The sequence below is a fragment of the Muricauda sp. SCSIO 64092 genome (assembly GCF_023016285.1).
Classification (GTDB): domain Bacteria; phylum Bacteroidota; class Bacteroidia; order Flavobacteriales; family Flavobacteriaceae; genus Croceivirga.
Window position 1 is genome coordinate 4,932,843 of sequence record NZ_CP095413.1, and the last position, 12,203, is coordinate 4,945,045.

10 protein-coding genes are annotated in these 12,203 nt (G+C 43.7%); 5 read left to right on the plus strand and 5 right to left on the minus strand.

Features of this window, described 5'->3' with window-relative positions; genetic code table 11:
* The first annotated feature begins 124 nt into the window (after positions 1-124).
* The gene (locus tag L0P88_RS20435) at positions 125-298 is read left to right on the plus strand and encodes a hypothetical protein (RefSeq protein ID WP_247131731.1); all 174 of its coding nucleotides are present in this window, start codon (positions 125-127) and stop codon (positions 296-298) included.
* 28 nt (positions 299-326) lie between these two features.
* Here L0P88_RS20435 and L0P88_RS20440 read toward each other — a convergent pair whose 3' ends face one another.
* The 3 genes from L0P88_RS20440 to prfB form a co-directional block, all read right to left on the minus strand.
* Positions 327-2,762 carry a TonB-dependent receptor domain-containing protein gene (locus tag L0P88_RS20440; protein WP_247131732.1) on the minus strand — a complete coding sequence of 812 codons (2,436 nt, stop codon included), beginning with the start codon at positions 2,760-2,762 and terminating at the stop codon, positions 327-329.
* A gap of 1 nt (position 2,763) precedes the next feature.
* A complete protein-coding gene (locus L0P88_RS20445; RefSeq protein ID WP_158777526.1) occupies positions 2,764-3,219 on the minus strand; it encodes a hypothetical protein in 456 nt (151 codons plus the stop codon).
* A gap of 104 nt (positions 3,220-3,323) precedes the next feature.
* Positions 3,324-4,419, minus strand: a protein-coding gene (prfB, locus tag L0P88_RS20450; protein WP_247131733.1) for a peptide chain release factor 2 whose coding sequence is annotated in 2 segments (ribosomal slippage) — positions 3,324-4,355 and positions 4,357-4,419 — 1,095 coding nt in all. Because the reading frame shifts where the segments join, the coding sequence is not laid out codon by codon here.
* A 307-nt stretch (positions 4,420-4,726) separates the two neighbouring features.
* On the opposite strand from prfB, the gene L0P88_RS20455 reads away from it, so the two are divergent.
* The gene (locus L0P88_RS20455) at positions 4,727-7,156 is read left to right on the plus strand and encodes a zinc-dependent metalloprotease (protein WP_247131734.1); all 2,430 of its coding nucleotides are present in this window, start codon (positions 4,727-4,729) and stop codon (positions 7,154-7,156) included.
* A 45-nt stretch (positions 7,157-7,201) separates the two neighbouring features.
* Complete coding sequence (locus L0P88_RS20460) at positions 7,202-8,227, plus strand: threonine aldolase family protein (protein WP_247131735.1); 1,026 nt, start codon at positions 7,202-7,204, stop codon at positions 8,225-8,227.
* Here the strand turns inward: L0P88_RS20460 and L0P88_RS20465 are convergent.
* Both L0P88_RS20465 and L0P88_RS20470 read right to left on the minus strand, forming a co-directional pair.
* Positions 8,224-8,523 carry a YegP family protein gene (locus tag L0P88_RS20465; RefSeq protein ID WP_247131736.1) on the minus strand — a complete coding sequence of 100 codons (300 nt, stop codon included), beginning with the start codon at positions 8,521-8,523 and terminating at the stop codon, positions 8,224-8,226. The two genes, L0P88_RS20460 and L0P88_RS20465, sit on opposite strands and share 4 nt — an antisense overlap.
* 29 nt (positions 8,524-8,552) lie before the next feature.
* Entirely contained in the window at positions 8,553-8,879 is a 327-nt protein-coding gene (locus L0P88_RS20470) for a YbaB/EbfC family nucleoid-associated protein (protein ID WP_247131738.1), read from the minus strand.
* 121 nt (positions 8,880-9,000) lie between these two features.
* Here L0P88_RS20470 and L0P88_RS20475 point away from each other — a divergent pair, with 121 nt between their 5' ends.
* Entirely contained in the window at positions 9,001-11,055 is a 2,055-nt protein-coding gene (locus L0P88_RS20475; RefSeq protein ID WP_247131740.1) for a S9 family peptidase, read from the plus strand.
* Between the two features lie 60 nt (positions 11,056-11,115).
* The gene (locus L0P88_RS20480; RefSeq protein ID WP_247131741.1) at positions 11,116-12,156 is read left to right on the plus strand and encodes a PLP-dependent cysteine synthase family protein; all 1,041 of its coding nucleotides are present in this window, start codon (positions 11,116-11,118) and stop codon (positions 12,154-12,156) included.
* The last annotated feature ends 47 nt before the right edge of the window (positions 12,157-12,203 follow it).

Consider the following 12,203-nt stretch of genomic DNA (forward strand, 5'->3'; position numbering starts at 1 on the left):
ACCGTACAAAGGTAATCCATGAAAAAGGTATTTGTTCCTGATAAATGTTTGGAATTATATTTTTTTTATTGTCCTTGCAATTTTGAATTATTTCAAAGTATCTTTGTAGCATAAATAAGAACTCATGGTAGAATTTGACCAATATCTCGGATTTTTAGCCTTTTTGACCATCTTGACCATAGGTTTTTGGCTAATGATTTTCTTATTGACCTTTGTAGTGCCCTATTGGTTAACGGGCAACCTCATGGAAATGTGGAAAGAAAGACGCGAGGCCAAAAAGGCCGAGCTTGAAGAATAAAAAAAGGAGCCATTCGGCTCCTTTTTCTTTATGGGGTTCCAAACTCTTCATCATCACCTTCATAATCCCTTTGCCTATCCCCACCCCGTTTTTTCTTTTGATTAAAACGATAGGTAAATGCCAGATTGTAACTGCGTACCCTCCATTGAAACTCACTATCGTTGTTGAATAAAGGGGTTACCGTTTCACTGATTCTTCGCCTGCTATTGAACACGTCACTTACATTGACGGCCAAGGAGGCCCGTTCCTTGAGAAAATCCTTGCTAAAGGCCAAGTCCAGGGAAAAAATGCCCTGGTTCCTGGTCTGGGCGTTTTCCGTGGGACCACGATAAAAGATTCGGGTTTGCCAATCGATGCCGGAGGGAAGGGTAATTTTATTGTTTAGGCGTATGAACCAACTTAAGTTTTCGGCATCAAAATTTTGATCGTTAAAGTCCCCTCTGGTGATAAAATTAAACAAGTTGATATTGGTATTCAGGTTCCATTTTCGGGTAGGTCGGTAGGTAGCGGTAAAATCCAGTCCATATCGGTCGTTTCGGGCCAAGTTTACAGGAGTTCGCCTTAAAATACTGAGCTGTTCCCCGTCAAAGAAAGTATCCTCCCCGGTGTCCTCCACGATAAAAGTGATGACATTGGTGGAACGTTGGAAATAGATCGATCCGTTCAACGTCAACTTTTCCCATCGTTTAAGATATCCCAACTCAATTTGGTTGGAAAAGCTCGGGGTCAGATTCGGATTTCCCTGAAAAAGGTTGGTAGGGCTTGATCTAGACGGAAAAGGATTCAAGAACCTGGACCGGGGCCTGCGTATTCTACGATTGTATCCCAGTTGGAAACTCTCTTTTTCGGAGATTTCGTAATTCAAATTCAAAGTAGGGAAAAGACCATCAAAATTGTTTCGGTTAAAATCACCCGTCTCTATTTGGTTGATGATTAGTCGCGTGGCCTCATATCGTAGTCCCGCTAGAAAGGAAAAATCCTTGAACTTGTTCCCGTATTGGGTATAGAACGCATTGATGGTTTCCTTAAAGTCGAGCACGTTACTGGGATCGGTTATTCCCAGGACATCCAGGGTAGGTTCAATGAATACCACATCATAATCCGTATTCAAACGGTTAAAATCCCCTCGGTAACCAACTTCAAATTGTCCGTTTTCACCCAGGGGCACCACATAGTCGGATTGCATAAAGACCCTTCTTTGGTTTTCCGCCGTTCGCACACTTTCGCTATCAAATCCATTTTGGATGATCAGGGATTCCTCAACTTCATCACTCTCTTCATATTGGAAGGCAAAGGTGAGGGTATGGTCCAATTCCCCATTGAACTGCTTATCAAAATTAAAGGCATATTGAAAAGTGTCATCTTTCTCCGTTTCTGGGTCAAATCTGAAGCCCGAACGGGTATTTCCTGTGACATCGCTTTGGACAAAGTTGTTGGTGGTCTCGCTTTCATTGTCCGAATCCCTCACAAAAATGGATTGCGTAATGGAGGCCGTTTTATTGATGTACCATTCCACGCCCAAGTTGGCATTCAATCCTCTTCTGATTCGATCAAAATCGCGTTCCTCGCGCAGGGTATTGGTGAGATTTCCCTCGGCATCAAAAAAGTCCGTATCATTTAGGGAATTTCCAGGGCGTGTCCTGTAATTATATCCCGTGTTGGTAAAAATATTGATGTTGCCCGTTCTATAGTTGAGATTGCCATTGATGCCCGCGGATTCCGGATATCCCCCGTTCACGGTAAGGGCACCGTTGAGGCCCTGTAGTTTACTTCTTCTAAGAATGATATTGATGATTCCCCCAGACCCCTCGGCATCGTAACGAGCGGACGGGGAGGTGATTACTTCCACCTTTTCTATGGATTCTGCCGGTAACTGGCGTAAGGCCTCAGTACTGTTCAATCCGGTTATCGCAGAGGGTTTACCATTGATTAGGATGCGGACATCATCATTTCCACGTAATTGTACATTGCCCTCCACATCAACGGATACGGATGGAACATTATCCAAGACGTCGCTGACCGTTCCCCCTTGAACCGTAAGGTCCTTACCCACATTGTAGATTTTTTTATCCAATCGAAGCTCTACCGTAGTCTTTTCTGCCACCACTTCAACTTCTTCCAATAGGGAAACATCGGGAGATAAGTAAATTATTCCCAAATCCGTATTGGAGCGAAGTTGTTGTTTTTTGGATACATAGGTAGTATAAGCAATGTATTCCACGGAAATGTTAAAGACACCTGGAGGCGTTTGCACCTCAAATTTTCCCTCGGCGTCGGTAATACCTCCGGTTATTCTTTCCGGATTTCGAATACTTTGCACTATTAAAGTTGCGTATTCGAGGGGTTGCCCCGTATCCTTGTCGATAACTGTTCCTGTAATTTGTATGGGTTTAAAGTTTTGGGGTTTTTGGGCGAGTGCCAGTATGGGTATGATCCATACGAACACCAGGAACAGTTTCTTCATATCAGGATTTCGATTGCCGCTTCTTCTTTTTCTGTTTTCGCTTGGTTTTTGAAGGGTTCTCCCTCATATCCATATAGATTTGGAATTTTTCTTCCGGAAGGCCGGCTTTTAATTCCTCATCCTGTTCTTTTACGATCTTTCCATATTCCTCCATCATCTTTTTCTGTTCCAGATCCAGGATTTGGAGTTCCATTCTTTTTTGAACGCTTTTAACGAGCACGGACCTAACAATGGCTTGCTCAAAAGGATCAAGGTCCATAACCTCAATTAGCTTGGGCATTTCCTGATCCACACGTTGTTCTGCGGTCAGTTTTTCAGGTTCTGGTGGAGGTGTTTGCGTTTGCGGAATTGCGCTTCTTTGTCTTCCAAAACGGTTGTTGTTGATAAATTGCGAATGGAGATCGGAACTTATTAGGAAGCAAGTGAGTACAAATAATGAAGTTGCAAGGGTTCTCATCGTTCTATTGGATTTTAAAACCAACCGAAGGTTTAAAGGGCCTTGGTTAATTTTTTGTTAAATGACTAATACAGCTAAACAAATTTAGGGAGGATTTAGCGAAGTTACCCGTCCCTTTGCCCCATCATCATCAAGTAAGCCTTTAAAAAAGAGCCAATTTCCCCATTCATAACGGCATCGACATTGCCCGTTTCTTCGTTTGAGCGTACGTCTTTCACCAATTTGTAGGGATGCATTACATAATTTCGGATTTGTGAACCCCACTCAATCTTCATCTTGGATGCCTCAATTTCATCCCTGGCCTCTTGACGTTTTCTCAGTTCAATTTCATACAATTGGGATTTGAGCATACGTAGGGCAGTGGCCCTATTATCATGTTGGGAACGGGAATCCGAACAGGAAATTTGGATTCCTGTGGGTTTGTGCACCAATTGTACCTTGGTTTCCACCTTATTGACATTTTGCCCGCCAGCACCGCTACTTCGTGCCGTGGTAATTTCGATATCCGAAGGGTTAATGTCGATTTCTATGGAATCGTCAACTAAGGGGTAAACATAGACCGAAGCAAAACTGGTATGTCGTTTGGCGTTGCTATCAAATGGCGAAATCCGGACCAATCGGTGTACCCCGTTCTCGCCCTTTAACCAACCAAAGGCAAACTCTCCCTCAATTTCCAGGGTCACTGTTTTAATTCCGGCAACATCGCCTTCCTGATAGTTGAGTTCCTTAACCTTGTACCCATTTTTTTCGGCCCACATCATATACATGCGCATGAGCATGGAAGCCCAGTCACAACTTTCCGTTCCACCGGCTCCAGCCGTTATTTGTAGTACTGCGGTGAGTTCGTCACCCTCTTCGGAAAGCATATTTTTGAACTCGAGGTTCTCAATGATTTCTTTGGTGGCGTTGTATTTTTCCTGCACTTCCCCTTCGTCAACCTCGCCCAATTCATAAAACTCCATGAGCACTTCCAAATCACCTACCATGGTTTTGGCATTTTCAAAATCAGTGACCCATCTCTTTTTGGATTTTAAGGCCTGCATCTGCTTTTGGGCCTCCTGTGGATTGTCCCAAAACCCTGGCACCAGGGTTTTCTCCTCTTCATTCTCTATTTCAATTCGTTTGGCATCAATGTCAAAGATACCTCCTTAACGCACCCAGGCGTTCAATAAGATCCTTTTGCTGATCTGTGGTTACCATTTAAAAATGTTTGGGGCAAAAATAGAAATTCACTATTGCTGGGCAATCAAATTTCAATAAATTTAAGAGCCTGTTTAGGATTGTATAATTGAATTTTTGTAAAGACTATTTTTGGCGCAGAATGAGGCAAAATTGAAGATGATAGCTGGGCTACCTGATGAAATTTTAACAGGGCCGAGGGAAAAGGCCAACGATTTGGCCTTTTTAAGAGGAGCCAGATGGTGCGCTGGCAGCAAAAAGAGACATGAAAAAACAATTTATGGAATCTTAAACAGGCTCTAAATGTCTAACAACTTTATATTCTTGCATGAGACCGAGCTGTATTTTTTTTCTTTTCTTAAGTTTTTATTCACTATGTTCCCAAACCTTTGAAAAGGCCAAGGACTTTCAAAAATTCAATGGGTATTTTAATTTTTATTACGATGACGGTTCCGACAGGATTTATCTTCAAGTAGATGATTTGGAACAGGAATTCCTCTATGTGTATTCGTTGAGCAGTGGTATTGGAAGCAACGATATAGGACTGGATAGGGGACAGCTTGGAAATGAACAGGTTGTCTTTTTTAAAAAAGTGGGACAAAAGCTGTTGCTCGTTCAGCCCAATCTTACCTTTAGGGCTTTAACGGATAATGAACTGGAGCGCAAATCCGTGGAACAGGCTTTTGCCAAATCGGTACTACATGGTTTTAAAATTGAAGAAGAATCCAAAGGAAGTTATCTTATTGATATCACTGATTTTTTAATGCGCGATGCCCACGGGGTATCGGATAGGTTAAAAAGGACCAAGCAAGGTTCCTATACATTGGATAAGGATAAAAGTGCATTGTCCTTTGAACGTACAAAAGCCTTCCCAAAAAATGTGGAGTTCGATATGTTACTCACATTTTCCGGTACTCCAGAGGGAGCATGGATTCGCTCGGTTGCCCCCAATCCCAAGTTGGTCACCGTGGCCCAACACCATTCCTTGATCGAACTCCCTGAAGAAGGATTTAAAAAGAGGGATTTTGATCCAAGGTGTGGCACATACCCTTTCAGTTACTACGACTATGCAACTCCGGTACAGGAACCTATTCTTAAAAGGTACATTCCAAGACATCGATTGGAGAAGAAAAACCCAACGGCCGAAGTGAGTGAAGCCGTAGAACCCATTATTTATTATTTGGATAATGGTACACCGGAACCGGTGCGTTCGGCGCTTTTGGAAGGTGGGCGTTGGTGGAACCAAGCCTTTGAGGCCATTGGTTATAAAGATGCTTTTCAAGTTAAGATACTGCCAAACGAGGCCGACCCCATGGATGTAAGGTACCATGTAATTCAGTGGGTGCACCGCTCTACCAGGGGATGGAGTTATGGGGCCAGTGTCCGGGACCCCAGAACGGGTGAAATTATAAAAGGGCATGTGAGTTTGGGAAGTTTACGCATACGGCAAGACTTTTTGATTGCCCAGGCATTAATGGACAAACCTTTTTCTGAACGCGATGATAACTACGAGCCCATGCTACAGTTGGCCCTAGCAAGGATTCGCCAATTATCTGCTCACGAAATAGGGCATACACTCGGTTTTGCCCATAATTTTGCGGCCAGTACCAATAATAGGGCATCCGTTATGGACTATCCACATCCGTATTTCCAGTTGGATGGAAATACCGTGGATTTTTCCAATGTTTACGATACGGGAATCGGTGAATGGGACAAAGTTACCGTAGCCTATGCCTATTCGGATTTTCCCAAGGGGACCGATGAGAAAAAAGCCTTGAATGCGATTTTGGAACAAGCACAAAAAGACGGGTTGCGTTATTTGTCCGATCAAGATGCGCGCCCTTTGGGAAGTGCCCATACCCTTGCCCATCTTTGGGACAATGGACCAAGTGCAAGCCAGGAATTGGAACGGGTGCTGGAAATAAGAAAACGGGCAATTGCCAACTTTTCCGCGGATAACATAAAATCTGGGGAACCGTATTCCGTTTTAGAGGACGTTTTTGTCCCCTTATACTTTTTTCACCGCTACCAAATTGAAGCGGCGGCCAAAGTAATCGGTGGACTGGACTACAATTACAAGGTTAAGGACGATGGTCAAAACAGTGTGGTAACCGCAAACAAGGTGTCCCAGGAAAATGCATTGGAAGCCATGCTGAAATCCTTGGAACCTGACGTTTTGGCGATACCAACGGAAAAATTGAAATTGTTTCCGCCACGAAGTATTGGATATCCAAGAACCAGGGAGTCCTTTAAGGGCAAGACGGGCGTAGCCTTTGACCCCTATGGTGCAGCCGAAACTGCAGCCTCTGGAACGTTGGGGCTGTTATTGCACCATGAACGTGCCAATAGATTGGTTCAACAGAAGGCCATGGACGAAGACCAACTTGGATTCGAAAATATGGTTGCCTTACTTTTGGAGGAAACCATTAAAGGCAAAAAAAACAAAGGATATAGGGGAGAAATACAAAAATTGGTGAACTGGCAGGTTTTGCAGCATCTTATGCAGGTGGCCAGTCATAAAGAGAGTTATCCCCAGGTAACTGAAACAATCCTGTTTGAGATGATGCGCCTGAAGACGTATTTGGGGGAAGGACCCAGGGCAACCGACCCATTTGCTATTTTAATGAAAAAGGAAGTGGAAAAATTCATTGGGAACCCCAGAGGGTATGAGGCGAAAACCAAGGCGCCAAAGATTCCCGATGGTTCCCCCATTGGAATGGATTGTTTTGAAAACCATTGGTCCACTTCCGTGGACTAGTGTGATACCTACACTTGATTGCCAAATAGTAGTTCTTTTACCTGCATGGAAATAAATTTAATAAGCGATACGGTCACCAAACCAACTCCTGGGATGCTAAAGGCTATGCTTGCGGCCCAAGTAGGGGATGATGTATTTAAAAATGACCCAACCGTTAATGCGTTGGAACGGAAAGTGGCGAATATGTTTGGCATGGAAGCCGCGCTCTTTTTCCCAAGTGGCAGTATGACCAATCAAACGGCCATTAAACTCCATACCAATCCCGGAGAACAATTGATATGTGACAAATATGCCCATGTCTATAATTACGAAGGTGGTGGGGCAAGTTTCAATAGCGGGGTATCCTGTAAGTTGGTGGATGGCCATAGGGGCATGATGACCGCTGAGCAAGTGGAGGCGGCCATTAACCCACCTGATTTTTACCATAGCCCCTTGACCAGTTTGGTATGTATCGAAAACACGACCAACAAGGGTGGGGGAGCGTGCTGGGACTTTGGGGAACTAAAACGAATACAAAAGGTCTGTGAGGAACACAATTTGGCGTATCATTTGGACGGGGCCCGACTTTGGAATGCTTTAGTGGCCAAGGGGGAGTCCGCCAAACAATATGGGGAATTGTTCGATTCCATAAGCGTTTGTCTAAGTAAAGGTTTGGGATGTCCGGTAGGGTCGGTTTTGATAGGAAGCGAAAAGTTGATTTACGATGCCATTCGGGTTCGAAAGATTTTAGGCGGGGGAATGCGTCAGGCGGGATATTTGGCGGCATGCGGTATCCATGCATTGGACAACCACGTGCAACGTCTGGAGGAAGACCATGGACGGGCCCGGGAAATTGGGGCTATTTTAAAAGAATTGGACTTCATTAAGAAAGTGGAGCCCATTGAAACCAATATCATCATTTTTGAGTTGAACCAATCCGTACTGTCCGAAGACACCTTTTTAAAAAAGCTCTCCGAAAATAAGATTTCCATCATTGGAATGGGACAAGGAAAGCTCCGAATGGTCACCCATTTGGACTATACGGACGAAAAGCATGCACATTTTTTGGAGGTACTGGCCCATTTAAATTAAACGCTGGCTTTGGAAAGGCTTTTCAATAAGTTCTTAATGCCATTTTCCATTCCCGCTTCTGATGAATAGGTATTGCTTTGCCCTACATTTTCCCCAGTGGCGGTCTTTAAGGTAATAACAAATTTACCCTGATGGTCCGTCTTTCGTTCAAAAATGGGTTTTGCAATCACCTTGTCCAAAACTCTCTTGGCATCGGATTCGCTTTTGAAGGGTATACTGTGCAATAGCGGGCTCCCTGATTCAGAATCAATTCGAAGTTGGAATTTTCCCTCAGCAATTTTTAGAATCTCGACCATTCCTAAAATTAGGAAATTCCTGCCAATAACTATTTAAAAAGGGAGTCCATTCCTGGAATATTGGGCATACCTTCCTTGGCAACCGCTCCGAGTTCCGCTTCCTGTACTTTAGATGCTTTTTGGATGGCTTTGTTCAGGGTTAAAATAAGATAATCCTCCAACTCCTCCCTATCGGTCAATAAGGATTCGTCAATGGTAATGGACTTTAACTCCCTATTGGCCGTTATGGAAACCTTTAATTTTCCATCAGTGGAAGCTTCATCGACCAGTACCGTATCCAATCGTTTTTTGGTTTCTTCCACTTTCTTTTGGGTTTCCTTTAGTTTCCCCATCATACCCATTAAGTCGCCGAACATATCATTTGTATTTATAGTTTCAAAAGTAAATTGATTAACATAGTATTCAAAATAAATATATCGACCTCTTTGTCCTGTGTCTTATTTTTGCAGCTTTCCATAATTACACTTTAGAGACACAATGAACCCAAAGCCTCCTATCGCAAAAAAAATACCGAAAGCACTTGAAAAACACGGTGATGTTCGCATAGACCCTTATTACTGGCTGAATGAGCGGGAGAATCCAGATGTCATCGCCTACCTGGAGGCCGAAAACAGCTATTACAGGGAGATGACCGCCCATACGAAAGAATTTCAGGGAACACTTTTTCAGGAGATGAAGTCAAGGATCAAGGAGGACGACACCTCGGTCCCCTACAAATTAAATGGATATTATTACCTCACCCGATATGAGGAAGGGAAGGAATACCCCATCCATGCCCGCAAAGAAGGAAATCTGGAAGCCCGGGAAGAGATTCTTTTTAACTGCAATGAAATGGCGGAGGGCCATGATTTTTTCAATTTAAGGGGGATTTCCGTAAGCCCGGACAATACCTTGGCCGCTTTTGGGGTGGATACCGTTTCCAGAAGACAGTATACCATTCAGATCAAAAATTTAAAGACAGGGGAGATTTACCCGGATAAAATCGAAAATACCACCGGAACCACGGCTTGGTCCTCAGATAACAAAACCTTGTTTTACACCAAAAAGGATCCGGTAACCTTACGTTCGGACAGGATTTTTAAGCATAGATTGGGTACTCCGGTAGCGCAGGATGAAGAGGTATTTCATGAAAAGGATGAGACGTTCAACACTTTTGTGTACAAAACAAAATCAAGGGAATATATCGTCATAGGATCAAGCAGTACCATGACTTCTGAATATCGGATTTTAAAAGCGGATGACCCCAATGGTTCGTTTACTGTTTTCTGCCCGAGGGAACGGGGCCTGGAATATGAAATCAATCACTATGGGAGCCATTTTTATATCTTGACCAACAAGGATGGGGCCACAAATTTTAAATTGATGCGGTGTGCGGTTGATAGCACATCATCCGAATATTGGGAAGAGTTCATAGCACATCGCTCCGAGGTGTTGTTGGAGGATGTGGAAATGTTTCGGGACCACTATGTAATTACCGAGCGGGAAAGGGGTTTGACAAAAATGAGGATCGTTCGTTGGGATGGTACCAATTCCTATTACCTCCCCTTCGCAAGTGAGACTTACGTTGCAGGCCCATTTACCAATTTGGATTTTAATACGGACAAGCTTCGTTTTTTCTATAATGCCATGACGTCACCCTATGCCATTATTGAATACCATATGGAAACCGGGGAACAGGAAATTTTGAAGGAACAGGAAGTGCTGGGAGGGAAGTTCAATAAAGACAATTACCAATCTAAAAGGGTCTGGGCCGGGACACAAGATGGAAAAAAGGTTCCTATTTCGTTGGTGTATCGAAAGGATACCCCCTTGGATGGTACAAGTCCATTACTACAATATGCCTATGGTTCCTATGGATCCACTATTGACCCCTATTTCTCTTCCGTACGTTTAAGTCTTTTGGACAGGGGTTTTATTTACGCCATATCCCATGTGCGAGGGGGGGAATACTTGGGTAGGCCTTGGTACGAAGGGGGAAGGTTATTGAACAAGAAAAATACATTTACCGATTTCATTGATTGCTCCAGGTATTTGATTGAAAATGGATATACCTCCCCAGAGCGGTTGTATGCCATAGGTGGTTCCGCCGGAGGATTGTTGATGGGAGCTGTAATAAATATGGCACCCGAACTGTACAATGGGGTCATTGCGGCCGTTCCCTTTGTGGATGTGGTCACAACAATGCTGGACGATTCCATTCCCTTGACCACCGGGGAATATGACGAGTGGGGAAATCCAAACAAAAAGGAGTATTACAGCTATATAAAAAGTTACTCCCCTTATGATAATTTAGAGGCCAAGGCCTATCCCCATATGTATGTTTCCACTGGTTTGCATGATTCCCAGGTACAATATTGGGAACCAGCAAAATGGGTGGCCAAATTACGGGAATTGAAGACCAATGGCAACCAACTGTTTCTGGACATCAATATGGAAGCAGGTCATGGAGGTGCTTCCGGTAGGTTCGAGGCCTTGAAGGAAACGGCAAAGGAATATGCCTTTATTTTAGATCTGGAAGGAAAAGTCCCATAAAATTAAAAGTAGTATTTTTGCCAGCGGAATTGTAAACACTTTCCTTGACCTAACTGAATTATGGAAAATACAATCAAGGCCCACGATAGTATCTTGGATTTGGTGGGAAACACTCCCTTAATAAAGTTGAACAAAATTACAGCGCACCTTACCGGTAACTTCTATGCAAAGGTAGAAGCGTTCAATCCGGGACATTCCGCCAAGGATAGGATTGCTGTTCATATTATCGAGGAGGCGGAGCGAAAGGGAATACTGAAACCGGGAAGCACAATTATAGAGACCACTTCGGGAAATACCGGTTTTAGCCTTTCCATGGTGAGCATGGTAAAGGGATATGACTGTATCTTGGCCGTGAGTTCAAAGTCGTCTCCGGATAAGATAGATATGTTGCGTTCCATGGGTGCAAAAGTCTACGTTTGCCCGGCACATGTCAGTGCGGACGATCCACGTTCCTATTATGAGGTGGCCAAGCGATTGCACCAGGAAACTCCAGGCTCCATTTATATCAATCAATACTTCAACGATTTGAATATTGAGGCCCACTACAAAACTACTGGTCCCGAAATCTGGGAGCAGACCGGAGGTCAAATTACGCATTTGGTCGCCTGTAGTGGTACAGGAGGAACCATTTCGGGAATAGCCCGTTTTTTAAAGGAGCAGAACCCCAAAATAAAGATACTGGCTGTGGATGCCTACGGTTCCGTACTAAAAAAATACCATGAAACAGGGGAGTTTGACCACGATGAGGTATATCCATACCGTATTGAAGGTCTTGGTAAAAATTTAATTCCTAAAGCAACGGATTTCAACAGTATTGACCGATTTCTTAAGGTGACGGATGTAGAAAGCGCACATATGGCACGCCAAATTGCGCATAAAGAAGGTCTGTTTTTGGGATATACCAGTGGCGCGGCCATGCAAGCCGTAATGCAATACCATACCGAAGGTGAGTTTAATGCCGATAGTCAGGTTGTGGTTGTTTTCCCGGATCATGGTTCCCGATACATGAGTAAGATATACAGCGATGAGTGGATGGAAAACCAAGGTTTTTTTGAAGGTGATAAAACGCCGAAACCCAAAGAGATAGAGTACATTAAGTAAGAAAAGTTTACTTTTAAGGATAGGGGGCGGCACAGTAAGGTGCCGTC

Coding starts and splice junctions, on each gene's coding strand:
- L0P88_RS20435 (WP_247131731.1), top strand. CDS start 125: ATGGTAGAATTTGACCAATATCTCGGATTTTTAGCCTTTTTGACCATC.
- L0P88_RS20440 (WP_247131732.1), bottom strand. CDS start 2,762: ATGAAGAAACTGTTCCTGGTGTTCGTATGGATCATACCCATACTGGCA.
- L0P88_RS20445 (WP_158777526.1), bottom strand. CDS start 3,219: ATGAGAACCCTTGCAACTTCATTATTTGTACTCACTTGCTTCCTAATA.
- L0P88_RS20455 (WP_247131734.1), top strand. CDS start 4,727: ATGAGACCGAGCTGTATTTTTTTTCTTTTCTTAAGTTTTTATTCACTA.
- L0P88_RS20460 (WP_247131735.1), top strand. CDS start 7,202: ATGGAAATAAATTTAATAAGCGATACGGTCACCAAACCAACTCCTGGG.
- L0P88_RS20465 (WP_247131736.1), bottom strand. CDS start 8,523: ATGGTCGAGATTCTAAAAATTGCTGAGGGAAAATTCCAACTTCGAATT.
- L0P88_RS20470 (WP_247131738.1), bottom strand. CDS start 8,879: ATGTTCGGCGACTTAATGGGTATGATGGGGAAACTAAAGGAAACCCAA.
- L0P88_RS20475 (WP_247131740.1), top strand. CDS start 9,001: ATGAACCCAAAGCCTCCTATCGCAAAAAAAATACCGAAAGCACTTGAA.
- L0P88_RS20480 (WP_247131741.1), top strand. CDS start 11,116: ATGGAAAATACAATCAAGGCCCACGATAGTATCTTGGATTTGGTGGGA.